Annotated in this window: 21 protein-coding genes; 19 read left to right on the forward strand and 2 right to left on the reverse strand. The window is 71.3% G+C overall.

Annotated elements, in window-relative coordinates; genetic code table 11:
• Window position 1 precedes the first annotated feature (1 nt).
• The 6 genes from ACFULQ_RS03445 to ACFULQ_RS03470 are packed head-to-tail and all read left to right on the forward strand — an operon-like array spanning window position 2 to window position 6,448.
• Window positions 2–1,276, forward strand: coding sequence for an ATP-grasp domain-containing protein (locus ACFULQ_RS03445; protein WP_383537506.1), 1,275 nt, complete (start codon window positions 2–4; stop codon window positions 1,274–1,276).
• Complete coding sequence (locus ACFULQ_RS03450) at window positions 1,269–2,552, forward strand: acetyl-CoA carboxylase biotin carboxylase subunit family protein (protein WP_383537507.1); 1,284 nt, start codon at window positions 1,269–1,271, stop codon at window positions 2,550–2,552. The genes ACFULQ_RS03445 and ACFULQ_RS03450 overlap by 8 nt, the downstream gene beginning before the upstream one ends.
• Window positions 2,549–3,640 carry an LLM class flavin-dependent oxidoreductase gene (locus ACFULQ_RS03455; protein ID WP_383537510.1) on the forward strand — a complete coding sequence of 364 codons (1,092 nt, stop codon included), beginning with the start codon at window positions 2,549–2,551 and terminating at the stop codon, window positions 3,638–3,640. The genes ACFULQ_RS03450 and ACFULQ_RS03455 overlap by 4 nt, the downstream gene beginning before the upstream one ends.
• Window positions 3,640–4,929 (forward strand): MFS transporter, encoded by a 1,290-nt coding sequence (locus ACFULQ_RS03460; protein WP_383537513.1) that lies wholly within the window; start codon window positions 3,640–3,642, stop codon window positions 4,927–4,929. The genes ACFULQ_RS03455 and ACFULQ_RS03460 overlap by 1 nt, the downstream gene beginning before the upstream one ends.
• Window positions 4,926–5,462, forward strand: a complete 537-nt coding sequence (locus ACFULQ_RS03465; protein ID WP_383537516.1) for a flavin reductase family protein — start codon at window positions 4,926–4,928, stop codon at window positions 5,460–5,462. The genes ACFULQ_RS03460 and ACFULQ_RS03465 overlap by 4 nt, the downstream gene beginning before the upstream one ends.
• Complete coding sequence (locus ACFULQ_RS03470) at window positions 5,459–6,448, forward strand: 2-hydroxyacid dehydrogenase (RefSeq protein ID WP_383537518.1); 990 nt, start codon at window positions 5,459–5,461, stop codon at window positions 6,446–6,448. The genes ACFULQ_RS03465 and ACFULQ_RS03470 overlap by 4 nt, the downstream gene beginning before the upstream one ends.
• Window positions 6,449–6,481: 33 nt before the next feature.
• On the opposite strand, the gene ACFULQ_RS03475 is transcribed toward ACFULQ_RS03470, so the two are convergent.
• On the reverse strand, window positions 6,482–7,051 hold the full coding sequence (locus ACFULQ_RS03475; protein ID WP_383537520.1) for an exonuclease domain-containing protein: 570 nt from the start codon (window positions 7,049–7,051) through the stop codon (window positions 6,482–6,484).
• Between the two features lie 262 nt (window positions 7,052–7,313).
• Between ACFULQ_RS03475 and ACFULQ_RS03480 the strand changes: the two genes are divergently transcribed.
• The gene (locus tag ACFULQ_RS03480; protein ID WP_383537726.1) at window positions 7,314–9,338 is read left to right on the forward strand and encodes a DUF1996 domain-containing protein; all 2,025 of its coding nucleotides are present in this window, start codon (window positions 7,314–7,316) and stop codon (window positions 9,336–9,338) included.
• 288 nt (window positions 9,339–9,626) lie between these two features.
• Window positions 9,627–10,793, forward strand: a complete 1,167-nt coding sequence (locus tag ACFULQ_RS03485) for a serine hydrolase domain-containing protein (RefSeq protein ID WP_383537521.1) — start codon at window positions 9,627–9,629, stop codon at window positions 10,791–10,793.
• A 34-nt stretch (window positions 10,794–10,827) separates the two neighbouring features.
• Here ACFULQ_RS03485 and ACFULQ_RS03490 read toward each other — a convergent pair whose 3' ends face one another.
• On the reverse strand, window positions 10,828–11,754 hold the full coding sequence (locus ACFULQ_RS03490; RefSeq protein WP_383537524.1) for a GNAT family N-acetyltransferase: 927 nt from the start codon (window positions 11,752–11,754) through the stop codon (window positions 10,828–10,830).
• A 414-nt stretch (window positions 11,755–12,168) separates the two neighbouring features.
• Between ACFULQ_RS03490 and ACFULQ_RS03495 the strand changes: the two genes are divergently transcribed.
• The 11 genes from ACFULQ_RS03495 to ACFULQ_RS03545 all read left to right on the forward strand — a co-directional run bounded on the left by ACFULQ_RS03495 (window position 12,169) and on the right by ACFULQ_RS03545 (window position 24,063).
• Complete coding sequence (locus tag ACFULQ_RS03495; protein WP_383537526.1) at window positions 12,169–13,356, forward strand: ATP-binding protein; 1,188 nt, start codon at window positions 12,169–12,171, stop codon at window positions 13,354–13,356.
• Window positions 13,353–13,754: a roadblock/LC7 domain-containing protein gene (locus tag ACFULQ_RS03500; protein WP_330262407.1), complete on the forward strand. Its 402-nt coding sequence runs from the start codon at window positions 13,353–13,355 to the stop codon at window positions 13,752–13,754. Before ACFULQ_RS03495 ends, ACFULQ_RS03500 begins: the two co-directional genes overlap by 4 nt.
• Window positions 13,751–14,128 (forward strand): DUF742 domain-containing protein, encoded by a 378-nt coding sequence (locus ACFULQ_RS03505; RefSeq protein WP_123765658.1) that lies wholly within the window; start codon window positions 13,751–13,753, stop codon window positions 14,126–14,128. The genes ACFULQ_RS03500 and ACFULQ_RS03505 overlap by 4 nt, the downstream gene beginning before the upstream one ends.
• Window positions 14,100–14,708, forward strand: a complete 609-nt coding sequence (locus ACFULQ_RS03510; protein WP_383537530.1) for an ATP/GTP-binding protein — start codon at window positions 14,100–14,102, stop codon at window positions 14,706–14,708. The genes ACFULQ_RS03505 and ACFULQ_RS03510 overlap by 29 nt, the downstream gene beginning before the upstream one ends.
• 52 nt (window positions 14,709–14,760) lie before the next feature.
• Window positions 14,761–16,113 (forward strand): cytochrome P450, encoded by a 1,353-nt coding sequence (locus ACFULQ_RS03515; protein WP_383537533.1) that lies wholly within the window; start codon window positions 14,761–14,763, stop codon window positions 16,111–16,113.
• 190 nt (window positions 16,114–16,303) lie between these two features.
• Window positions 16,304–17,962 (forward strand): hypothetical protein, encoded by a 1,659-nt coding sequence (locus ACFULQ_RS03520; protein WP_383537536.1) that lies wholly within the window; start codon window positions 16,304–16,306, stop codon window positions 17,960–17,962.
• A gap of 35 nt (window positions 17,963–17,997) precedes the next feature.
• Window positions 17,998–18,969 carry a phosphotransferase enzyme family protein gene (locus ACFULQ_RS03525; RefSeq protein ID WP_383537538.1) on the forward strand — a complete coding sequence of 324 codons (972 nt, stop codon included), beginning with the start codon at window positions 17,998–18,000 and terminating at the stop codon, window positions 18,967–18,969.
• Between the two features lie 54 nt (window positions 18,970–19,023).
• Entirely contained in the window at window positions 19,024–19,452 is a 429-nt protein-coding gene (locus tag ACFULQ_RS03530; protein ID WP_383537540.1) for an OsmC family protein, read from the forward strand.
• Window positions 19,453–19,473: 21 nt separating this feature from the next.
• A complete protein-coding gene (locus ACFULQ_RS03535) occupies window positions 19,474–20,430 on the forward strand; it encodes a GlxA family transcriptional regulator (RefSeq protein ID WP_383537543.1) in 957 nt (318 codons plus the stop codon).
• Between the two features lie 106 nt (window positions 20,431–20,536).
• Window positions 20,537–21,535, forward strand: a complete 999-nt coding sequence (gap, locus tag ACFULQ_RS03540; protein ID WP_383537544.1) for a type I glyceraldehyde-3-phosphate dehydrogenase — start codon at window positions 20,537–20,539, stop codon at window positions 21,533–21,535.
• 197 nt (window positions 21,536–21,732) lie between these two features.
• On the forward strand, window positions 21,733–24,063 hold the full coding sequence (locus tag ACFULQ_RS03545) for a Tat pathway signal sequence domain protein (protein WP_383537547.1): 2,331 nt from the start codon (window positions 21,733–21,735) through the stop codon (window positions 24,061–24,063).
• Window positions 24,064–24,085 lie beyond the last annotated feature (22 nt).

Here is a 24,085-nt window from a genome sequence, read left to right on the forward strand (position 1 = left end):
CATGACGACCGACCTCCGCGACGCGCGACCCGGCCGGGTGCTGGTGGTCGAGCCCGTCTCGTCCGGGACGGCGCTGCTGGGCGCCGCCCGGGACCTGGGGCTCGAGACCGTGGTCGCGTCCTTCGACGCCGACGACCGCCGGCTTCCGGACCGGGTCCGGCAGGACATCGACACCCTGGTCACCGTCGACACCAACGACGAGACCGCCCTCACGCGAGCCGCGATCCGGCTGCACGAGGACGGCGGCCTGCTCGGTGTCCTGCCGGGCTTCGAGTTCTACGTCCCCGCGGTCGCCCGGCTCGCCGCCCGGCTGGGGCTGGCCGGAGTCGCGGAGGACTCGGTCGAGCAGGTCCGTGACAAGAGCGCGATGCGGCGGTGCGTCGAGGCCGCCGGACTCCGGGTGCCCCGGTGGGCCGCGGCCTCGTCCGCCGCCGAACTCGACGCCGCCGCCGACCACGTGGGCTTTCCCTGCGTGCTCAAACCCACCGACTCGGCCGGCAGCGTCCATGTCAGCCGCGCCGACACCCGCGCGGAACTGCACCGGGCGTACCGCCTCCTGACCGCGGACTCCCGCCCGGACCTGGGGCGCCGGCTCGACGGCCGGGTGCTGGTCGAGGAGTACGTCGACGGGCCCGAGGTGTCCGTCGAGGGCTGTGTGAGCGCCGACGGCGAGGTGGCCATCGTGGCCGTCACCCGCAAACTCCTCGGTCCCGAACCGTACTTCGTGGAACTGGGCCACATCGTCCAGGCCGGGCTGAGCGCCGGCGAACTGGACGCCGTCGAGAAGTACGTGACCCGGGCGGTCGCCGCACTCGGGGTAAGGGTCGGGCCGTTCCACTGCGAACTGCGGCTGCCCGGCGGCGAACCCGTCCTCATCGAACTCGGCGCCCGCATGGGCGGTGACCACATACCGGACCTGGTCCGGCTGGCGACCGGTGTGTCCCTGCCCCACCTCGCGGTGGCCGCGCACACAGGTCTGCCCCTCGACCCGGCCCGGCTGCCGACCGGTGTCCCGGCGGCGCCGCACGCCAAGCACGCCGCCATCCGCTTCTTCACCGCGCCCGGACTGACCCACTACCGCGCCGTCTCGGGCCTCGCGGAGCTGCGGGCCCGGCCCGAGGTGCTGGATGCCGAGCTGTACCTGACACCCGGTGAGCCGATCGCCCCCGCGCACGACTTCCGCTGCCGGCTCGGGCACGCCGTCTACACCACCGACTCGTTCGCCGACGCCGTCGAGTTCGGGCACCTCATAGACCGTGGAGTGAGCTTTGAGTAACGCCGCATCCCTGCCCGCGTCCGAACCCCTGCCGTTGCTCCTGGTCATCAACCGGTACGACGACGAGTTCGGTGAGTACCACCGCTTCGTACCGGACGGCACCCACCGGCTGGCCTACCTCACCACCGAGGACGGGCTGCCGCCGCTGGACCGCGACACCGCCGTGACGACCGTCGTCGTACCCGACCTGGCGTACGACACCCTGCTGCCGCACGCCCGGCGGATCGCCGAGGAGCACGGACCGCTCGCCGGCATCGTGGGCGTCTCCGAGTTCGACCTGCTCACCGCCGCCGAACTGCGCGCCGCCCTCGGCGTCCCCGGCTGGAGCACCGCCTACGTCACCCGCTTCCGCGACAAGACCGTCATGAAGCGCTGGATCGGCTACGCGGGCATCCGTGTCCCCCAGTACCTCGCACTGGACGGCGACGCCACCGCCGACACCCTCCTGGCCCCCGGTACGGGACTGCCCGGACTGCCGCTGATCCTCAAGCCGCGCGACGGCGCCGCCTCCAAGGGGGTCAGGCTCGTGCGCAGCGAGGCGGAACTCGCCGCCGCCCTGCGGGACATCGGTCCCGATGCCCTTCAGGGATACGAGGCCGAGGAGTACGTCGAGGGCCGGATCCACCACGTGGACGGCATCCGCAGCCAGGGCCGGTTCCACTTCGTCACCGTCTCCGAGTACGTCAACACCTGCCTGGACTTCAACGGCGGCACCCCCCTCGGCTCCGTGCTGCTCGACCGCGGCCCCCTGCGCGACCGGCTCACCGGCTTCACCGCCGACTGCCTGGACGCACTGGAACTGTGGGACGGCCCCTTCCACCTGGAGCTGATCCTCACCGCGACCGGTGAGCCGGTGTTCCTGGAGGTCGGCCTGCGTCCCGGCGGCGCCGGCGTGCCCTTCCTCCACCGCGACCTGTTCGGCATCGACCTGTACTGCGAGGCCGTCCGCACCACGATCGGCCTGCCGCCTCTCACCGACGAGACCCGGCTCAGCGGCACCGAGGCCTCCGGCGGATGGCTCGTCTTCCCCGAGCCGCGGAACCTGCCGGCCCGGGTCACCGCCCGCGACTCCCTGGTCGGCGTGGTCCCCGAGGTGTACGCCGAGGCACTGCCCGAGAGCGGGCACGTGTTCGACGGCGACGGCGGCTACGACCACGCCGGTGGCCGTCTCCTGCTGCGCGGCACGAGTCAGGCCGCCGTACGCCGGGCCGTACAGGAGGCCATCGTCCGCTACCGGCTGGTGGTCGAGCCCGTCGCGGTGGAGGTCGGTGCGTGAGCGAGCTGCGCTTCCACTGGGGCTCCGCGCTGGACGACGGCCAGGAGAAGACCGCCCAGAAGTACGCCTCCGAGGTCCTGGACCTCGACGGAGCCATCGACTTCACCCGGGAGGCCGACGAACTCGGCGTCGACTCCCTGCTGATGGCGCAGAGCTTCGACCTGCCGGACCCGCTGCCGATCATCGGCACCTTCATGCGGGAGACCCGGCGGCTGAAGTTCATCCTGGCCTACCGGCCCGGTCTGCTCTCGCCGACCCTGTTCACCCAGGTCGTCAACACCCTGTCCTGGATGTCCGGCGGCCGCATCTCGCTCAACATGATCGCCGGCATCTCCCCGGCCGAGCAGGCGTACTACGGGGACTTCCTGCCGCACGACGAACGCTACGCGCGTGCCGCCGAGTTCCTGGACATCGCCCACCGCTTCTGGCGGGACCCGGCCACCCCCTTCGACCACGAAGGCGCCCACTACCGGGTGAAGCAGGCCCAGTTGGGCCTCGGCTTCCACGGCGGAGGCCGACCCGAGATCTACGTCAGCGGCGCCTCGGCCGTCGCCCAGGCCAACGCCGTCCGCTACGGGGACTGCTGGTTCCGGTACGCCGACGTCCCCGAGGCGATCGCCCAGTCCGCCGCGCCCGTCCTCGCACAGGGCTGCCGGGTCGGTCTGCGCATGCAGGTGCTGGCCCGCGAGACCCGCGAGGAGGCCCTGGCCGACCTGGCCGCGGTCGTCGCGGGCGGCGACGAGAAGCACCGTGAGTGGGTCGCCGAGTTCGTGGAGCAGGGCGACTCCCAGGCCGTGAAGAACTCCTTCCGGCTGGCCGAGGAGGCCGGTCACGGCTGGCTCGACCCGGTGCTGTACTCGGGCGTCGTCGCCTACCGCGGCGGCCCCGCGCTGTGTCTGACCGGCAGTTACGAGGAGGTCGCCGAGGCCCTCCTCGCGTACAGGGCCGCGGGCGTCGGCGAGTTCATCCTCTCCGGCTGGCCCGCCCGGGACGAGATGCGGCGCTTCTTCACCCGGGTCCTGCCGCTGGTGCGCGCACTCGAGCGGCGGGAGCCGGCCCGGTCCGTGCCGGAAGGGCAGACGGTCTGATGGCAGGCGAGCGGGCCCGGCGCACGCTCTTCTCCGGCGGCGTCCTGATCGGGCTCATGGCACAGCAGATCGTGCTGTTCGCCGTACCGCTGATCATCTACCGGGAGACCGGCGGGGTCGCGGCACTGGGCCTGGCCTACGCACTGGAGTGGCTGCCCAACCTGGTGGCCTACCCCTTCGCCGGGGTGCTCGCCGACCGTGACGGCGGGGTACGGCTGTTCTCCCGGGCGAACCTCGCCCGAGCCGCACTGCTCGGGGCCGCCGTGGTGCTCTGCCTGACCCTGCCCGGCTGGTCCACACCGGTGCTGCTGGTCAACGGCGCCCTGCTCTCCACGCTGATGGCGGGCGTCCACATGTCCGTGGAGAAGGTCGTCCCGCAGATCGCGGAGGGCGAGAACCTGGTGAAGACGCAGTCCCTGGTGCAGAACATGGAACTGCTCGCCATGGCGCTCGGTCCGGGCCTGGCGGTGGTCGCTGTCCTCGCCCTGGGCAAGGTGGGGCTGCTGGGCCTGGCCGGCGCCATGTTCGCCACCGCCGCGGCCTGCTGGCTGCCGCTGCCCCGAAACCGGCCCGAGCCCGCCGTGCGAGCGGAGGCCGAAGCCTCCCACGCCCTGCGGGACTCCGTCCGCGAGATCCGCCAGGGCTGGCGGCTGCTGGTCGGCAACCGGCCCGTGCTGACGCTCGCCGGCTTCAACTTCCTGATCAATCTGGTGGCTTCGGTGGCACTGGCCACCAACGTCGCCGTGGTCACCGGTGTGTTCAAGGCCCCCGAGTCGACCTTCGCCCTGCTCAACACGTGGGTCGGCGTCATGGGCCTGGTCAACCTCCTGATCATCCCGCTGCTGCTGCGCCGGTTCCACGTCAGCGCGTTGGGCGTGATCGGCTTCACCGGACTGTGCGGCGCGCTGCTGCTCCTCGGGTTCGCGTCGAGCCTCACCGCCTACGCGGTGGCGTTCGTCGGGATGTGGGTGGCCGCCGCGTACTTCAACGTCTACAACCGCACCCAGCGTGTGAAGGCCATTCCCCGGGAGCACCTGGGCAAGGTCACGGGTTCCTTCTTCATCATCAACGACCTGTCCTTCCCGCTCGCCGGAGCCGTGGTGGCCATCGTCGGCGACTCGATCGGGCCGCAGCGGCTCACCGCAGCCCTGACCCTGCCGCTGGCGCTGTTCGGGGCGGTGTTCCTGCCGCTCACCATCCGGGGCTTCCGACGTGCCCTGGCCGACCGCCCGACGGAAGCGGAGCAGGCCGCGGCCGCCGGCCCGGCCCTGACGGGAGGGCAGACGTGAGCGCCCCGGCCCGTCACCCGGCGGCACCCGTGGACGCCGACACCTTCCGCGAGGCCATGTCCCGGCTGGCCACCGCGGTGTCCATCGTCACCACCACCGACGGCCACGGGCGCCGCTGGGGGTTCACCGCGGGCTCCGTCGTCTCCGTCTCGCTCGAACCGCCGCTGCTGCTGGTCGGCGTCGACAACGGGTCCAGCTGTCTGGACGCCATGACCGGATCCCACGAGTTCGCCGTCAACGTCCTCGGGGAGCGGCACCGCGACCTCGCCGCGCTCTTCGCCCGGCACGGCGCCGACCGCTTCGACGGCACGGACGCCCACGCGTTCGGGCCCTGGCCCGGCTCCCAGGACGGCCCCCCGCTGCTGGCGGGCGCCAACGCCGCCTACCGCTGCACCACGGTCGACAGCGTGCCGGCCGGCGACCACCACCTCGTGATCGGCCGGCTGACCGGTCTCGTCACCCGCGAACAGGCCGAGCCGCCCCTCGTCTGGTATCGCAGAGCCTTCGTCACCACGGGAGAACCCCAGCAGTGAACACCTCCGCCCAAGGCCGACGCCGTGTCGTCATCACCGGCGCGCCCTTCCCCGACCCGTCGCTCCATGCGCTGCACGCTGCCGGGTTCGAGGTCACCGCGGCCCCCGGCGATCTCGACGAGGAGGGGACGATCCAGGCCCTCGAAGGCGCCTGGGGGTACGTCCTCGGCGGCAGCGAGCGGTTGTCCGCCGGGGCCTGGGACCGGCTGCCGGACCTGGCCGTGGCCTGCTTCCTCGGCACCGGCTACAGCTCCTTCATGGAACTGCCCGCGCCCGCCTCGCCCATCCGGTTCGCGTACACCCCGCACGCCAACGCGGTCGCGGTCGCCGAGATGTCCCTCGCCCACATCCTCGACCTCGTCCGGGCCGTCACCCGCACCGGAACCGAGGTCGCCGCCGGGCGGTGGAGCGAGCGGCCCACGCCCTCCCTGGCCGGTGCGCGCCTGGGCATCGCCGGCATGGGCCACATCGGCCGCGAGCTGGCCCGGATGGCGCACGCCGCGTTCGGCACCGAGATCCTCTACTGGAACCGGACGCCCCGGCCCGAGCTGGCGGCCCTGCCCTACAAGGCGGTCGACTCCCTCCTCGACCTCTTCCACGCGGCGGACGTGGTGAGCCTCAACTTCGCCCACGAGCCCGGCGTGAACGACGGGGTCGTCACCGCCGAACACCTAGGTGCGCTGGGCCCCTCGGGCTACCTCGTCAACTGTTCGCGCGCCGAACTGGTCGACCCGGCCGCGCTGCGGTCCGCGCTGGCCGAGGACACCATCGCGGGCGCGTCCATCGACGGCTACTACACCGAGCCCACCCCGGCCCCCGCCGACGACCCGCACGGCCTGCTCGCCTTCGCCCCGACCCGCCTCCTGGTCACACCGCACAGCGGCTTCCACAGCACACAGGCGATGGCCCGGATGGCCGAGATGGCGGTGGAGAACCTGCTGGCCGTGCTGCGCCAGGAGACACCGCCGTACTCCGTGCCCGCGTGACGGGCCGTGGCGGCCGGGCGGACCGGCCGTCACCTACGGGTGGGGCCAGGCGTCCCGCTCCGCCAGGTGCAGTACGAGGGCCGCGATGTTCCACGCGTCGTCCTCGCCGCGATGATGGCGGCCTTCCAGAGGCAGCCCCGCCAGGGCGAGGGCCTGTGCCATCCCCGGGCGCTTGCGCAGGCCGTGTGCCTCGGTGAAGACCGCCTTGGCGTTGGTGTGACGGCGGCCGAAGGGATACGGCGTCCTCGTGGACCCGCACTGCCGGGTGAACTGGTTGCGGTCGTAGTCGCCCCAACTCGCCCACGGGCGCGCACCGGAGGCGTGTTCGGCGGCCAGCAGGCGGCAGGCCTCCCCGAACGACAGGCCACCGTCGACCTCTTCCTGGGTCAGACCGGTCAACTCCGTGCAGAAGGGGCTGACTTCCGACCTGGCGGGCCGGACCAGGATCCGGTGCCGTTCGACCCGCTGGGCCGTCGACAGGTCCACGACGGTGAGCCCGATCTCGATGATCTCGCCGACCGCGCCCGGGGGAGGGGAGCCGGGCCAGCACGTGGCCTCGATGTCCACGACGTTCAGGAGGCGCTCGGCGCTCGTGCCGTTCATGACGCGACCGTAAGGGCGCAGATGTGTGCGAGTCATCTCGTTTTCCCTGCACAGAGGTTGGGGTGGGGTGGTGGAACCCCGTGTTCCGTATGAGAGTGCTGTGAATTTCCGAGGCGTTTGAACACGGGGGCCCCGGCGTCCGTATGGGGCGAGGGATTTGCATGCCCGGAGAGCCGAGACGCGCAGGAGTATTTCCGTGGGACGCAGTAATCGCAGACGACCGACAGGCGCACGACGTGCGACCTTCGCCGCCGTGGCCCTCATGCTCGGGGGTGGTGGCCTGGTCGCGGCGAATGTGTACGCCTCCGCCACGGAGAGCGGCACACCGCAGCAGACGTCGTGGGGAGCCGTCACGATCGACTGCCCGGACGTGGGCGACAAGCTCACCAGCGTCCCCGACGGGTCGCGGGCGGACGTCGACAAGGAACTCGCCCTGCTGGACCAGCAGATAGCGGAGGCCTACCAGCAGCTCCAGGACCCGTCGGTGCAGGACGCCGAGGCCGCGCAGAGCCGTATCGTCGACCCGCTCCAGGAGAACCGCGCCTCGACCATCGAGCGCATCACAGCTGCCCTTCAGCGCTCGGGTGGCGAGGCCGAGGGCCTCGGCGACCTGGCCGGCTGCACCCTGCGCCAGACCGAGAACCAGAACGGCGACGGCCAGGACCAGCAGCAGGGGGACGGCCAGGACGGCCAGAACCAGGACGGTCAGGGCGACGGACAGCAGGACGGTGGCCAGGACCAGGGCGACCAGCAGGGCGGCGGCCAGGACCAGGGCGGTCAGCAGCAGGGCAACGGCGGACAGGCCGGCAACGGCCCCGTCGCCGCGGACTACGCCGACATCAACAGCGCTCCGCCCGCCGCACAGGCGCCGCCGGCTCAGGGCGACGCCTCCCGCGGCACCTTCGTGACCAGCTGCGGTGTCAACGCGAACGGCCTGTTCAACTCGGACAACGTCATCGTGGCCCCGGGTGTCTCCAACGGCGCCCACCACTTCCACGACTACATCGGCAACCAGTCCAACACCGCCTTCGCGAGCGACCAGGACCTGGCGAACGCCCAGACCAGCTGTGTCGACCAGGGCGACAAGTCGACGTACTACTGGCCGGTGATCCGGCTCCAGAACGGCACGCAGGAACAGGACGCCGACAAGCCCGGCGGCGGCATCGAGGGCAACGCCGGCGAGATCGTCACGCCCAAGGAGGTCACGCTGACCTTCGTGGGCAACCCCCGCAGCAAGGTCACCGCGATGCCGCGGCTGCTGCGCATCATCACCGGTGACGCCAAGGCCTTCGTCAACGGCACCGCCAACGCCAACGCGTCCTGGAGCTGCACCGGGTTCGAGGACCGGCAGCTGAAGGACAAGTACCCGCTGTGCCCGCAGGGCAGCGACGTGGTGCGCACCTTCAAGTTCCAGAGCTGCTGGGACGGCCGTAACATCGACAGCGCCAACCACCGCACCCACGTGGCGTTCGCCCAGAACGACGGCACCTGCCCGAACGGCTTCCAGGCCATCCCGCAGCTGGTCCAGCGGATCGTCTACGACGTCGACGCGCCGAGCCTGAACGACGGCGGCCGCACCACCCCGCTGTTCGCGGTCGACTCCTTCCCGGAGCAGGTGCACAAGCCCGTCACCGACCACGGCGACTTCATCAACGTCTTCGACGAGGACCTGATGAACGAGATGGTCGGCTGCATCAACGACGGCCGCCAGTGCGGCGCGGGCACCGGCCAGGACGACCCGGGCAACGGCGGCGACAACGGCAATGGCGGCAACGGCGACAACGGCGGGAACGGCGACAACGGCAACGGGGGTGACAACGGCGGCGGCCAGAACGGCGGAGACAACGGCGCCGACCCGGCCCCCGGCGACGGCGGCGACGGCGGCGACAACGGCAACGGCAACGGTGCCGAGGAGAACCCCGGAAACGGCGACGACCCGCAGCAGCAGCCGGCCCCGACCACCGAAGCCCCGGCCGGTGGCCAGACCACCGCTCCCGCCGACAACCAGCCGAAGATCAGCTCACCCACCGCCCACAGCACGACGGCACCCGACACCGGCGACGCCAACGGCAACGGCGAAGAGCAGGCGAACCAGCCGGCCCCCCAGGACAACACCACGACCACCGTCCCCGGAGCGGTCGCCCAGCCCCCTGTCGCCGCAGAGCCGCAGGGCAACCAGGGCAATCTCGCCGAGACCGGCACCCAGCTGTGGCCGGGCGCACTCGGTGCGCTCCTCCTGATCTCCGGCTTCGTCCTCCTGCGACGCACCGGCCGCCGCTCGATGTGACAGCGACCGGCACGAGGTGACGCAGGGGTGGCTGTCCGCCGCACGGCTGGACCGGCGGACAGTCACCCCTGCATACCCGTTTGCACAAGGGCTTCCGTACTCCCGGAAAGGCGCCCGAGAAGACGTCGTTGTCACGGCAAACCAAGCTGAAGAGACCCGCGCGGGGCGAATTCACGGCACCACTCGGTGCCCCTGCCACTGGTCCGTATGCAGCAGCACGGGAAGCACGGGAGCGTGGCTCCCGGTGAGGCTTGACGGGCCATGTCATCCCCTTCCCAGGGAGCCCTCATGTCTCTACGCCGATCCCGCCTGCGAGCGGGGTCCGTCCTGGCGGTCTGCCTCGCCGCGCTGGCCCCGGTGACAGCCGGTGCCGCCACCGACCCCTCGGACCGGCAGGCGCTTCAGCGTCAGCTCGACGACTTCGTGCGGAGCCCCGGCGGTCCGCCGGGAGCCATCGCCGTCCTGCGGACCGAGAACGGCACGCGTGTCGTGCGCGCCGGTGTCGCCGACATCAGCACGGGCCGTAAGCCCCGGCCCGACGACCACATGCGCATCGCCAGCACGGCCAAGGCCTTCAGCGGCGCGGTGGCCCTGACCCTGGTCGACCACCGGGCCCTGCGCCTCGACGACACCCTGCACAAGTGGCTTCCCCAACTCCCGGACGCCTGGGGTGAGGTGACGCTCCGTCAACTCCTCAACCACACCAGCGGTCTGCCCGACTACTCCCGGAGTGAAGGGTTCATCGCCGAGCTCCGGGCCGACCCGCGCCACCGGTTCGACTCCCGGCGCCTGCTCGACTACGTCGCCGACCAGCCCCTGCTCTTCGCGCCGGGCAGCGAGTACCGCTACTCGAACTCGGACAACATCGCCGTGGCGCTCATGGCAGAGGCGGCGACCCGGACGACGTACGAGGAACTGCTGCGCAGACTCGTCTACCGGCCCCTCGGCCTGGAGTCGACCAGCCTTCCGCAGGGCTACCGGATGCCGAGGCCCTATCTGCACGGCTACGACGTGAACCCGCCCGCGCCCCCGGAGGACGTCAGCGAGGTCATCGGCATGTCGGGCGTCTGGGCCTCCGGAGGCATCGTCTCCACACCGGCCGACATGACCCGTTTCATCCGCGGCTACGCGAGCGGACGGCTCTACCACCGCAAGGTCGTCGAGCAGCAGCGCCGATGGATCGAGGGTGCCGCCTCCGAGCCCGCCGGGCCGGGCCGCAACTCCGCGGGTCTGGCCGTCTTCCGCTACCAGACGCGCTGCGGTGTCGTCCTGGGCCACACCGGCAACACGCTGGGCTACACCCAGTTGATCGCGGCCACTCCCGACGGCCGCCGTTCCCTGACGTTCTCGGTCACGTCACAGATCACGCAGTCCACCGACGCCGAGCGACTGGAGAGAATGCGCGCGTTGCAGGAGAACTTCGTCTGCGCATTGCTGCGCGGCAAAGACGCATAACGGTTCCGTGCGGTCGTAGAAAATCGAACGGAATTCAACTCACCACTGTTTCCCAGGTGTCGACGGCGTAATGGACCGACATTCCGTTGCGCGCGTACAACTCCGGGGCGCCGGTGGCGTTCTCGGTGTCCACGCCGAGGCCCACGGTGTCGCGTCCCCGGGCAGCGAACGCGGCGAACGCCTGGCGCAGCAGCAGTCCGCCGAGGCCCCGGCCGCGGGCCTCACGGGCCACTCCGAGGCTGCGGATCCAGCCCATGGCCTCGCGGTCGTCGCGGGCGATCAGGAAGCCGGCGTCCCCGAGGTCCGCGGCGGAGACGAGCCACACCAGGGACCAGTCGAGACGGTCGGCGTGGATGTCGTGCAGCCACTGTTCGTACGAGCGGGGCTGGAAGTCGAAGTGCTCGGTGAAGGAGGTCTGGTGGAGGGCGTGGACCTGCCTGCGGTCCCTCTCCTCGGTGCAGGGCCGCAGCCGCACCCCGGCCGGCGGCTCGGGCGGCAGGTCCGCGTCCGCCCGCAGCGCCCGCTCCAGCACGTGATAGCGCCGTACGACCCGCCAGCCCCGGTCGCGTATGAGCGCGAGGTCGGTCGTGGGCGCCGAGTTGAGATGCAGATGGACCACGGCCCGCGAGGCCCCGTTGGTCCGCGCCTTCTCCAGGGCCCTGGCCTCCAGCGCCTCCAGGAGCAGCTCCCCGGCCCGCTGGTGGTCGGGCAGGACGTAGTGGTCGGCGTCGATGCGCTCGCCCTTGGAGTCGTCCCACACCAGGGCGTACGCCACCAGGCGTGAGCCGTCGAAGGCCAGCCAGGAGTCACGGTCGAGGTCGATCTCGGGGTTCTTGAGGTCGGCCTCCACCGTGGGCAGGTCCGTCTCGGGCCGCCCGATCTCGATGCGGTCGATCTCGTTCAGCAGATCGGCGACGGCCGGTGGGTCGGTGGGCGCGGCAGCGCGCAGGAGATAGGGCATGGGCCAAGGGTCCGGACCCGGCCCCGCCGCCGCAAACGAGTTTTGCCTCCGGGAGGGAGAGCGCGTTCTCCCGGTCTTGGTAGGCTGCCCCGCGTTGATCATGAACGAGGACGGGACGCAGACACTCCGTCAGGCTCCGCACAGCGATGAGGTCTTGCTGCGGGACCTTTGTGGAGAGTCGTCAAGTGTGGCGTCTGATACGCCTGTTGACACTGTGGCTACTGATAAGATCATTGCACTTTTCAGTAGGCTGATGACGCGTCATACGCGCGTACGGGGACAGCCAAAACGGCCCCATCGTGAAGGAGTGACGGTTGGTCCGCCGGCAAGGTCCGCCACCGCAGGGTGACGGGCATTACCGGGGGTCTCATGCACGGTCAGTCTCCCGACGCGAGGCGACTTGAAGAGAGTCTCATGACGTCATTGTTCGAAGATCCACTCCTGTGGGTCCTGCTCGTGGTACTCATCGCTGCGGTTTTCGCAGTGATGCGCGCCCGCAGAACCAACATCCAGCTCCGCGCGAACAACAACAAACTGCACGGCGACATGGCGAGCGTACGAGGCCAGCTCGCCGAGCTCCAGACGAACTACTCCTCGGTGAGCTCGCGGCACGCCGCGGACCTGGAGGAGGTGCGCAAGGACGCCGAGTCGGCGACCAAGGCGACCCTGAAGTCGGCCGTCGGCACCCTCGCCACCCTCGCCGAGGAGCAGCTGGCCCTGCTCGACGGCCTCCAGCAGAAGTACGGCGACGACAACGCCGTCCTCGCCGACCTGATGCTGGTCGACCACACCGGCAGCCAGTTCAGCCGCCGTACCAAGGGCATCTCGGTGCTCTGCGGAGGCTGGCTCGGCCGACGCGACCGGGACGCCTCGGTCTACGACGTCGCCCGCAGCGCCCAGGGACGCATCCGTGACTTCGAGCGGGTCAACGTCCACTCCCAGGCCAGCGTCGCCATCACCAGCCGCGCGGTCGAACCCGTCGCCATGGTCCTGGCCGAACTGCTGGACAACGCCACCAAGTACAGCGCCCCCGGCACCCCCGTCGAGATCAACATCCAGGCCGTCCCCACCGGGATATGCCTGATCGTCGACGACGCCGGTCTCGGCATGGACCAGGAGACCAAGGCCCGTGCCGCCTCCCTGCTGACGGCGGGCGGGGCCGTGGACATCACGAGCCTCGGCGACCCGCCCAAGTTCGGCTTCGCCCTGTCCGGCAAGCTCGCCGCCCACTACGGCTTCCACGTCTCGGTCGACGCGGTCTCCCCGTACGGCGGTGTCCGGGCCGTGATCCGGGTGCCCGAGAACCTTCTGACGGCGGACGTGCCCGCACCCGCGCCCGTCGTGCTCGACCACTTCGAGGACGAGCCGGCGGCCGCCAAGCCGGCCCCGGTGGCCTCCCTCGTCGTCGGTCAGACGGCCGGCGGCCTGCCCAAGCGCCGTCGGCGCCGCAACGGCGCCGTCTCCGTGGTGGCCACGCCCAGCGCGGAGGTGCCCGACCTGGACGCGGCCGGCGAGGAGACCGCCTCGCGGCTCAAGGCATTCGCTCGCGGAACCCTGCTCGGGCGGGACTCAGACAACACGGAAGGACCTCAGAACCAGTGAATCCCGACCTGTCGTGGGTGTTGAACGACGTGCTCGAGGTGCGTGGGGCCCGTCACGCCATCCTCGTCTCGGCGGACGGCCTGCTGATGCAGCGGTCCGACGGCATCGTCCGTGACGACGCCGAACGCAACGCCGCCGCGATGAGCTCCCTGCAGTCCCTGTGCCGCAGCGTCGCCCCGTTCGTCGGCGGCGGCAAGGGCCTGTGGAAGCAGACACTGATCGAGTTCGACGGCGGCTGGATCTTCCTCATCGCCGGGGGCAGCGGCTCCTACCTCGCCGTCTCCACCGCCCTGGACGTCGACATGGAGGCCATGTCGATCCGGATGCAGAAGACGGTGGGCGCGCTGACCAAGGCGATGAGCGCCGTTCCGCGCCAGAACACCGGCGTAGACGCATGACCTGGCCAGGCGAGGACGCTCCGGTAACCAGCGACTTCGTCCGCTCCTACGTCATCACGGGCGGCCGTCGTCTCCCCTCCGACGACGACCTGGCCCTGCACACCCTGGTGTGCATCGCACCCGAGCGGACCCTGCCGCTGGGAGCCGGCCCCGAGGTGCGGGCGATCTGGGAGCTCTGTTCGGGCGGCTACCTGTCGGTCGCCGAGGTCGCCGGGCACCTGGGACTGCCCGTCGGCGTGGCCCGACTGCTGCTGTCCGATTTATTCGAGCAGGGGCACCTCCTGCGCCGCGCTGAACCGGCCCCCGCCCAGCACGTTCCCCGAGCGATACTCGAGAAGGTTCTGCATGGACTCGAAACCCTCAACATCGGCTGACCCCGGGGCGAACGGCTCCATCTACGTGTCCGCCGAGGTGACCACCGCCGCGAAGATCCTGGTGGTCGGACACTTCGCCGTGGGCAAGACGACCTTCATCGGGTCGCTGTCGGAGATCACTCCGCTGCGCACCGAGGAGAAGATGACCCAGGCGTCCATGCACGTCGACGACCTGCGCGGGGCCCCGGACAAGGCGACCACCACCGTGGCGCTGGACTTCGGCCGGCTGACGCTGAGCGACGAGCTGGTGCTGTACCTGTTCGGCACCCCCGGACAGCAGCGCTTCATGCAGCTGTGGGAGGACATGGCCCGCGGTGCGCTCGGCGCCCTGCTCCTGGTCGACCCCTCGCGCCTTGAAGAGACGTTCCCGGTCATCGACCTGATCGACGAGTACGGCCTCGAGTACGCGATCGCGGTCAACACCTTCTCGCAGACCAGCCACTTCGAGGAGGAGGAGATCCGCGAGGCCCTCGACCTGCTCCCGGACACCCCCGTCATCTACTGCGACGCACGCGACCAGCGATCCTCCGCCCGGGCCCTGATCGCCCTCGTGCGTCACCTGCTCGACCGCGCCGCCTGAACCACCACCCCCCGCCCGGACCGCACGGTCCGGGCCACCTAAGGACACAGTCATGGACGTTCACGACACGGCCGCCGCCGGTGCGGCCAGATGCCCCATGTACGACGGCTCCTTCGCCGCCGACCCGCAGAAGGTCTACGACTACCTGCGGGCGCACGGCCCCGCGGGCCCGGTCGAGCTCGCCCCCGGTGTCGACGCCACTCTGGTCGTCGGACACGAGACGGCCCTGCGGGTGCTCCAGAACCCCGCCCTCTTCGCCCGCGACGGCCGCCGCTGGACCGCCCTCAACGACGGCCGGGTCCCGCTCGACAGCCCCGTCCTGCCGATGATGGCCTACCGCCCCAACTGCCTGTTCACCGACGGCGCCCAGCACCTCAGGCTCCGCAAGGCGGTCACCGAGAGCCTCGACCGGCTCAACGTCACGCGCATCCGCCGCGACGTCGAGCCGATCGCCGCCTACCTCATCGACCAGTTCAGCGAGCGGGGCCGGTCGGACCTGATCAACGACTACGCCAAGCTGCTGCCGCTGCTGCTGATCAACAAGCTCTTCGGCTGCCCCGCCGCCATCGGCGACCGGGTCACCAGCGCGATGGCCGACATGTTCGACGGCAAGGACGCGCTGAAGGCCAGCGACGAACTGACCGCCTGCTTCATGGAGCTCATCACCCTCAAGCGCCGCGAGCCCGGTGACGACATCACCTCCTGGCTCGTCCAGCACTCCGCCGGGCTCACCGACGAGGAGCTCAAGGACCAGCTGGTGATGCTGATCGGCGCCGGTGTGGAGCCGACCCGCAACCTCATCGCCAACGCCCTGCTCCTGCTGCTGGGTCCGGAGGGCGAGGACGGGCCGAGCATGCAGATCGAGGACGCCCTCGACCATGTCCTGCTCAACAACCCGCCGATCGCCAACTACGCCACGCACTTCCCGGTGCAGGACGTCGACCTGGGTGGAGTGGTGGTTCAGGCGAACTCCCCGCTGGTCATCAGCTTCGCCGGAGCCAACAGCGACCCCGCGCTCACCGCCGCGGGCCAGGCCCACAGCCGTGGCGCCCACCTCGCCTGGGGCGCGGGCCCGCACGCCTGCCCGGCCAAGAGCCCGGCCCAGGTCATCGCGGTCACCGCCATCGAGCAGATCCTCAACGCGCTGCCCGACCTCGTGCTGAGCGTCCCGGCCCAGGAACTCCAGTGGCGTCCCGGCCCCTTCCACCGCGCCCTGGCCGCCCTGCCCGTCCAGTTCGCCCCCACCCCGGCGACCCGGATGGCGTCGGCGTACGGCGTGCCCACCGCGCCCCGCCCCGCAGTCGTCCAGCAGCCCGCACCCGCCGCGCGCATCCCGGCCCCCGCGGCGCAGAAGCCGGCCAAGAAGGGATTCTGGAGCAGCTTCCTCGAGATCTTCCGTGTGTGACGGCTTAGCCCACCCGCGCTTAGCCCACCCCGGCCACCCGGTGCCGGAGAGGAGACCCGCACAGTCCTGAGTCTCCTCTCCGGCACCTGCGTTCGTTCGGGGGACGGATCGGCTCCCACACTCCCGAAAGCGCATTCTTCGGGCAGAATCGACTTCCGTACAGCCTGGTCCGCGGTGCGAGGAGCTGCGTATGGAGTACTACGACCTCGGCTCCCACGGCCGGCCCGTCACCACCGCGTCCGCCGAGGCCCAGCTCTGGTTCGACCGGGGCCTGGTGTGGACGTACGCCTTCCACCACGAGGAGGCCGTGGCCTGCTTCGAGAGGGCGGCCGCCGCCGACCCGGACTGCGCGATGGCCCACTGGGGCATCGCCTACGCGCTGGGCCCGAACTACAACAAGCCCTGGGAGTTCTTCGACGACCGGGACCTCGCCCGGACCGTCGAACGCACCCATGCGGCCGTCGAGGCGGCCCACGAGAAGGCGGCCGTCCGGGCCACCGTGGTGGAGCGGGCCCTGATCGGCGCCCTGCGCGCCCGCTACCCGCAGGCGAAGCCCGCCGAGGACTGCACGGTGTGGAACCCGCCCTACGCCGACGCCATGCGCACCGTCCACGAACTCGCCCCGGACGACGCCGACGTGGCGGCCCTGTACGCGGACGCGCTGATGAACCTCACCCCCTGGCAGCTGTGGGACCTGCGCACCGGCGAGCCCGCCGCCGGCGCGCGCACCCGCGAGGCCCGCGCCGTCCTGGAGCGAGCGCTGACGAGCGCCACCGGACGCGAGCACCCGGGCGTCCTGCACCTGTACGTCCACCTGATGGAGATGTCGCCCACCCCCGAACTGGCCCTGTCCGTCGCGGACCGCCTGCGCGGCCTGGTACCGGACGCCGGACACCTGCTGCACATGCCCTCCCACCTGGAGGTTCTGTGCGGCGACTACCGCCGGGTGGTGTCCGACAACAGCGCGGCGATCACCGCCGACGAGAAGGTGCGGGCCCGGTCGGGCGCCATGAACTTCTACACGCTCTACCGCTCGCACAACTACCACTTCAAGATCTACGGGGCGATGTTCCTGGGCCGGTCGGAGGTCGCCCTGGAGACCGCCGCCCAGCTGGAGGCGTCGATCCCGGAGGAACTGCTGCGTGTCGAGAGCCCTCCCATGGCCGACTGGCTGGAGGGCTTCCTCGCGATGCGGGTCCACGTCCTGATCCGCTTCGGCCGCTGGACCGACATCCTCGACCTGCCGCTGCCCACCGACCCGCGCCTGTACTGCGTGACCACCGCGATGCTCCACTACGCCCGCGGCGTCGCCCTGTCCTCCCTCGGCCGCGTCACCGAGGCGGAGGCCGAACGGGCCCTGTTCCAGGCGGCGGTGGCCGAGGTCCCCGAGACCCGGATGCTCTTCAACAACACGTGCGCCGACATCCTGGCGATCGCCTCCGCGATGCTGGACGGGGAACTCGCCTACCGCAAGGGCGAGTTCGACACCGCCTTCGCGGCCCTCGCCCGGTCGATCGAGCTGGACGACAACCTCCCCTACGACGAACCCTGGGGCTGGATGCAGCCCACCCGCCACGCCTACGGCGCCCTCCTGCTCGAACAGGGCCGGGTGGCCGAGGCGGAAGCCGTCTACCGAGCCGACCTCGGCCTCGACGACACCCTCCCGCGACCGCTCCAACACCCGGGCAACGTCTGGGCGTTGCACGGCCTCCACGAGTGCCTGGTCCGCGGGAGGAAGGACGGGGAGGCACGGATCGTGGCCCAGCAGCTGCGCATGGCCGCCGCCCTGGCCGACGTACCGGTGGAGGCGTCGTGCTACTGCCGCGTGGAGACCGGCTGCTGCGGCTAGGCTCACGCAACAAGGCGGCGGCAGCGGGGAGTTGCATGCGCGGGACGGGCGAGCTCATCGCGGACACCTATGCGCTCGGTGCGGGCCCCTGGACGATGACACCCGTCGCCCGCGGCGCCCTCGGACAGATCTGGAAGCTGTCCGGGAACGGCACGGCCTGGGCGGTGAAGGAACTGCTCTTCGACAGGGACGAGCCGGACGCCGCTGCCGAGGCCGCCCTGCGCGACGCGGCCGAACCGCTCGGCGTCTCCGCGCCACGCCTCATGACCGACCGCACCGGCGCCCCCGTCGTACGGCTCCCCGAAGGCTCCTGGGTGAAGCTGTACGACTGGGTCGACGGCTCCGAGGCCGACCCGACGGACCCGGAGATCCAGAGCTGGTGCGGCCGTACGCTCGCGCTGCTGCACCAGGCGGGCGAGGGCGCGGCCGGGACCCCCGAGGGCTGGTACGAGGAGTGTCCCGGGGCGGCCGAATGGGCCGTACTGCTGGACCGGGTCGAGCGTGCGGGCATGCCTTGGGCCGAGGAGCTGGCGGAGTTCGTCGCCACGACCGCCGCGGAACTGGGGCGGCACGTGTCGCCGTCGGCTCCCGGCGACGTGGTGACCTCCCATCTCGACCTGCGCCCGCAGAACGTGCTGGTCGGACGCGGTGGGCCGGTTCTTCTCGACTGGGACAACGCCGGGCCGGTCTCGGCGGAGCGTGAGCTCGCCCGGGCGCTGTACGTGTGGTCGGGCGGGAACCACTTCGACGCCGGGGCCGCCCGGCGGCTGGTGCGCGCCTACCGGGACGCCGGGGGCCGCGCGGTGGTCAAGGGCGTGGACGCCTTCTCGATGCTGTTCGCGACGGACCTCAACTACGTCCACGTACAGGCCGCGTGCGCGGTCGACCCGGCGCTGACCGCCGGACAGCGCGACTTCGGCGGCCGGGAGGCGGTGGCCAAGCTGCGGAACCTGCCCGGCCTGGGATCCGTGACCCGGCTGACGGAGGCCGTCGCGGCCGAGTGGTGACGCGGCACAGGGCCCGTGGGGCACCGTTCGGCACCCGGCACTAGTGTCCTCGGCATGAGCGAAAACTCCGAGCGGTCCGTCACCGTCGAGCGCACCGGCACCGGCCACTTCGTCGCCACCAACACCCGCGGCGGCACGATCGCCTTCGGTACCGGCTCCGACAGCGAGTTCACCCCGGTCGAACTGCTGCTCGCCGCGCTCGGCGGCTGCACGGCGGTGGACGTCGACCTCGCCACCAGCCGGCACGCCGAGCCGAGTGCCTTCACCGTCCAGGTGACGGGCAACAAGGTCAACGACGAACTCGGCAACCGGCTGACCGACCTCGCGGTCACCTTCACCGTCGCCTTCCCGGACGGCGAGGGCGCCGACCGGGCCCGCACGATCCTGCCCCGGGCGGTCAAGACCTCCCACGACCGCCTGTGCACGGTCAGCCGCACGGTCGAGATCGGCACGCCCGTCACCGCCAAGGTCGAGGACGCCTGACCGCTTTCGTACCCTGTCCCCGTGTCCGCCCCCCGCCTCCGCCGTGTCGCCGTGCTCGTCCTCGAAGGCGCGAAGCCCCTCGACGTCGGGATCCCCGCACAGGTGTTCACCACGCGCGCGAGCATGCCGTACGAGGTACGGCTGTGCGGCGCGGCCCCCGGGCTGGTGAGCGGCGGGGACGGGCTGTCGTACCACGTCGCCCATGGCCTGGACACGCTCGCGTGGGCGGAGCTCGTGTTCCTCCCCGGCTACCGGTTCCCGGACCGCGAGGACCCGCCGCCGGCCGTGGTCGAGGCCCTGATCGCCGCCCACGACCGGGGCGCACGGCTCGCCGCCATCTCCACGGGTGCCTTCGCGCTGGCCGCCACCGGCCTCCTCGACGGCAGACGGGCCACCACCCACTGGCACTACACGCGAGCGCTCGCGGCCAAGCACCCCCTCGTGCGGGTCGACGAGAACGTCCTGTTCGTCGACGAGGGCAGCGTCCTGACCTCGGCCGGCGCCGCCTCCGGCATCGACCTGTGCCTGCACGTCCTGCGCGGCGACCTCGGTGTGGCCGCCTCCAACCACGCGGCGCGTCGCCTGGTCGCGGCCCCCTACCGCAGCGGGGGCCAGGCGCAGTACGTGCCGCGCAGCGTGCCGGAGCCGCTCGGCGAGCGGTTCGCCGCCACCCGGGAATGGGCCCTGCACCGCCTCGACGAACCGCTCACCCTCGACCTCCTGGCCCGTCAGGCCGCCGTCTCCCCGCGCACCTTCTCCCGGCGCTTCGTCGAGGAGACCGGGTACACGCCGATGCAGTGGGTCATGCGGGCCCGCATCGACCGGGCCCGCGAACTGCTGGAGCGCTCGGAGCGCGGGGTCGAGCAGATCGCGACCGACGTCGGACTCGGGACGGGCGCGAATCTGCGGACGCACTTCCAGCGGATCCTGGGCACCACCCCGAGCGAGTACCGGCGCACCTTCACCCGGGGCGAATAGCCCCCACGCGGGCGTGGCGCGATCCTTTTGAACCGTGGCGATCGCGCCACTGTCAGCGGCGCACACCGCGCGCGAGCCTGGTGGACATAGGGAAGGGACACCATTCATGACTCGCATCGCCATCAACGGATTCGGCCGCATCGGACGCAATGTGCTGCGCGCACTCCTGGAACGCGACACCAGCCTGGAGATCGTCGCCGTCAACGACCTCACCGAGCCCGCCACGCTCGCGAGGCTGCTCGCCTTCGACAGCACGGCGGGCCGGCTCGGACGTCCGGTCACCGTCGACGGGAACGCCCTGGTCGTCGACGGCCGCCGGATCACCGTCCTCGCCGAACGCGAGCCGGCACAGCTGCCGTGGGCCGAGCTCGGCGTCGACCTCGTGCTGGAGGCCACCGGGCGCTTCACCTCGGCCAAGGCCGCCCGCGCCCACCTCGACGCGGGCGCGCGGAAGGTCCTGGTCAGCGCGCCCTCGGACGGCGCCGACGTCACCCTCGCGTACGGGGTCAACACCGACGCCTACGACCCGGACGTGCACACCATCGTCTCCAACGCGTCCTGCACCACCAACGCGCTCGCCCCGCTGGCGTCGGTGCTCGACGAGCTGGCCGGCATCGAGCACGGCTTCATGACGACGGTGCACGCCTACACCCAGGAGCAGAACCTCCAGGACGGGCCGCACCGCGACGCCCGCCGCGCGCGTGCCGCCGGCGTCAACATCGTGCCGACCACCACGGGTGCCGCCAAGGCGATCGGCCTGGTGCTGCCCAACCTGGACGGCAAGCTGTCCGGCGACTCGATCCGGGTGCCGGTGCCGGTCGGCTCGATCGTCGAGCTCAACACGACCGTCGCCCGTGACGTGACCCGCGAGGACGTGCTCGCGGCCTACCGCACCGCCGCCGAGGGGCCCCTCGCGGGCATCCTGGAGTACTCGGAGGACCCGCTGGTCTCCTCCGACATCACGGGCAACCCCGCCTCGTCGATCTTCGACTCGGCCCTCACCCGTGTCGACGGCCGCCATGTGAAGGTGGTCGCCTGGTACGACAACGAGTGGGGCTTCTCGAACCGCGTGATCGACACCCTCCAGCTCCTCGCCCAGGGCTGACGCAACAGGACCGGGCACCCCGTCCGGGGTGCCCGGTCCGCGTCGAGGGCGTCCTCACCACCCGGCGACTCCGACCTGAAGACATCGGATGAGTCGCTGGGTTGGCGGTGTCAAAGTCATTGACAGGTGCACACAGGCCTCTTAGGTTCCCCGATACACCCGATGTATCGACGATCCGTCAGGTCTGGAGGACAACGATGACCTCACCCCCGCAGAGACCCTCGAACCCGGCCCGCAGGGCCGTGCTCGGCACCGCGCTGGGCGGAACAGCGGCAGCCGTACTGCCCGGAGCGCCGGCCACCGCGTTACCCGGAGCGGCCCACGCCGAAGAACCGCCCTCCGCGCGCGGCGCCCAGGGCCCCTGGGAACTCCGCGACACCATGACGACCGACGGCGCCTGGGACCGGTTCCTGCGCGACCAGGACCTGGTGTGGACCCGGCTGCCCACCCTCTGGTACGAGGGCCCCTTCCTCGGCGACGGCCAACTGGGCAGCATGATCTACCAGGAGCCCGGCGCCAACAAGATCCGCTTCACCGTCCAGCACGGCCGGGTCCAGGACCACCGGCCCGAGTTCGGCAGCGGCTGGGGCACCTGCCGGCTCCCCGTCGGCCACCTCACCCTCGAACCCACCGGCACCATCACCGCCGTCGACTGGCGACTCAGCCTCTGGAACGCCGAACTCACCGGCACCGTCACCACCACCGCCGGCACCCTCACCCTCGCCGCCCTCATCCACGACGAGGTCCTCGCCGTCCGTGTCACCGCCCGCGGCGGCGAGCGGGCCACCTGGACCTTCCACCCCGAGGAGGCCATCAGCCCCCGGAAGATCAGCGAGGCCCCGCCCAGCGGCTACACCACCAACCCGCCGTGGACCACCCGCACCGCCTCCGACGGCACCGAGCAGGTCCTCCAGCCCCTCACCGGCGGCGGACAGACGGCCACCGCCCACCGCCGCACCGGCGACGAACTGCTGCTCAGCGTCGGCCACAGCCACCCCTCCGACACGGCCGCCGAGGCCGACTCCCTGCGCACCCTCCGCCGCGCGCAGTCGTACAAGACGCTCCGGCAGCGGCACATCCGCTGGTGGCACGCCTTCTACCGCAAGAGCTTCGTGTCGTTCCCCGACCAGCGCCTCCAGAGCTTCCACTGGATCCAGCTGTACAAGGTCGCCTCGGCCAGCCGGGCCGGCGGACCCGTGATGGCGACCTCCGGGCCCTGGCTGGAGCCCACGCCCTGGCCCGCGGTCTGGTGGAACCTCAACGTCCAGCTGGAGTACTGGCTCATCAACGGCTTCAACCACCCGGAGCTGGACTCCCTCGCCACCACCCTGCGCCAGAACCAGGAGCAGCTGACCGCCAACGTGCCGGCCGCCTACCGCGCCGACAGCTCGGGCGTGGGCCGCAGCTCCGACATGTTCGCCAACCGCAGCGTGGGCCGCCCCGGCACCGGCGCCGAAGTCGGCGACCTCACCTGGGCGTTGCACAACGTGTGGCTGTCCTACCGCCACTCCATGGACACGTCCCTGCTGCGCGACACCATCTACCCGGTGCTGCGCCGGGCGATCAACTACTACCTGCACTTCCTCACCCCGGGCAGCGACGGCAAGCTCCATCTGCCCAGCACCCTCTCGCCCGAGTACCCGGTCGTACCGCCCCAGGACACCAACTACGACCTCGCCCTGATCCGCTGGGGCTGCCGGACCCTCATCGAGTCCGCCGAACTCCTCGGCATCGAGGACGAGTCGGCGCCGCGCTGGCAGGAGGTCCTGGCCAGACTCACGCCCTACCCGGTCGACGACAACGGCTTCATGATCGGTGCGGACACCCCGTACGCCCAGTCCCACCGGCACTACTCCCACCTGCTGATGGTCTATCCGCTCTACCTCGTCAACTGGGACCAGCCCGAGAGCCGCGACCTCATCACCCGGTCGATCGTCCACTGGCACGCGCTGACCGGCTCCCACCGCGGCTACAGCTACACCGGCGCCGCCTCCATGTACGCCATGACCGGCGACGGCGACACCGCGATCACCTATCTGCGGAAGTTCTTCGACCCCACCACGCGCTATCCCTGCCGCCCCAACACCCACTACACCGAGGCCGGCCCGGTCATCGAGACCCCGCTGTCCGCCTCGCAGTCCCTGCACGACATGTTCTGCCAGAGCTGGGGCGGGGTGATCCGCGTCTTCCCGGCGGTCCCGACCGCCTGGGCGGACCTCACCCTGCACAACTTCCGCACCGAGGGCGCCTTCCTGGTCAGCGCGGTCCGCAAGGCCGGCCGCACCCGCTTCGTCCGGGTCAGGAGCCTGGCCGGCGAACCCCTGAAACTCCGGCACGGCCTCACCGGACGCCTCACCGCCGTCCTGGACGACGGCACCCCGGCCCCCACCCGCGACCTCGGCGACGGCACCCTCGCCATCGACCTGCCGCGAGGCCGCGAGGTGCTCGTCCACGCCGGTGCCCGCCCCGACCTCACCCTCGCGCCCGTCGCCGTCAGCGAGCCCGGAGCGGCCTGGGGACTGCCGTAAAGGCCACACGACTCGGAGGAAT

Source organism: Streptomyces sp. NPDC057253 (assembly GCF_042669125.1).
GTDB lineage: Bacteria > Actinomycetota > Actinomycetes > Streptomycetales > Streptomycetaceae > Streptomyces.

What these genes read in the sequence shown, in the direction of transcription:
- gap (WP_383537544.1), top strand. Translation starts at nt 20,537, where the DNA reads ATGACTCGCATCGCCATCAACGGATTCGGCCGCATCGGACGCAATGTG.
- ACFULQ_RS03545 (WP_383537547.1), top strand. Translation starts at nt 21,733, where the DNA reads ATGACCTCACCCCCGCAGAGACCCTCGAACCCGGCCCGCAGGGCCGTG.
- ACFULQ_RS03495 (WP_383537526.1), top strand. Translation starts at nt 12,169, where the DNA reads ATGACGTCATTGTTCGAAGATCCACTCCTGTGGGTCCTGCTCGTGGTA.
- ACFULQ_RS03445 (WP_383537506.1), top strand. Translation starts at nt 2, where the DNA reads ATGACGACCGACCTCCGCGACGCGCGACCCGGCCGGGTGCTGGTGGTC.
- ACFULQ_RS03505 (WP_123765658.1), top strand. Translation starts at nt 13,751, where the DNA reads ATGACCTGGCCAGGCGAGGACGCTCCGGTAACCAGCGACTTCGTCCGC.
- ACFULQ_RS03520 (WP_383537536.1), top strand. Translation starts at nt 16,304, where the DNA reads ATGGAGTACTACGACCTCGGCTCCCACGGCCGGCCCGTCACCACCGCG.
- ACFULQ_RS03530 (WP_383537540.1), top strand. Translation starts at nt 19,024, where the DNA reads ATGAGCGAAAACTCCGAGCGGTCCGTCACCGTCGAGCGCACCGGCACC.
- ACFULQ_RS03510 (WP_383537530.1), top strand. Translation starts at nt 14,100, where the DNA reads ATGGACTCGAAACCCTCAACATCGGCTGACCCCGGGGCGAACGGCTCC.
- ACFULQ_RS03490 (WP_383537524.1), bottom strand. Translation starts at nt 11,754, where the DNA reads ATGCCCTATCTCCTGCGCGCTGCCGCGCCCACCGACCCACCGGCCGTC.
- ACFULQ_RS03525 (WP_383537538.1), top strand. Translation starts at nt 17,998, where the DNA reads ATGCGCGGGACGGGCGAGCTCATCGCGGACACCTATGCGCTCGGTGCG.
- ACFULQ_RS03475 (WP_383537520.1), bottom strand. Translation starts at nt 7,051, where the DNA reads ATGAACGGCACGAGCGCCGAGCGCCTCCTGAACGTCGTGGACATCGAG.
- ACFULQ_RS03480 (WP_383537726.1), top strand. Translation starts at nt 7,314, where the DNA reads ATGCTCGGGGGTGGTGGCCTGGTCGCGGCGAATGTGTACGCCTCCGCC.
- ACFULQ_RS03460 (WP_383537513.1), top strand. Translation starts at nt 3,640, where the DNA reads ATGGCAGGCGAGCGGGCCCGGCGCACGCTCTTCTCCGGCGGCGTCCTG.
- ACFULQ_RS03485 (WP_383537521.1), top strand. Translation starts at nt 9,627, where the DNA reads ATGTCTCTACGCCGATCCCGCCTGCGAGCGGGGTCCGTCCTGGCGGTC.
- ACFULQ_RS03515 (WP_383537533.1), top strand. Translation starts at nt 14,761, where the DNA reads ATGGACGTTCACGACACGGCCGCCGCCGGTGCGGCCAGATGCCCCATG.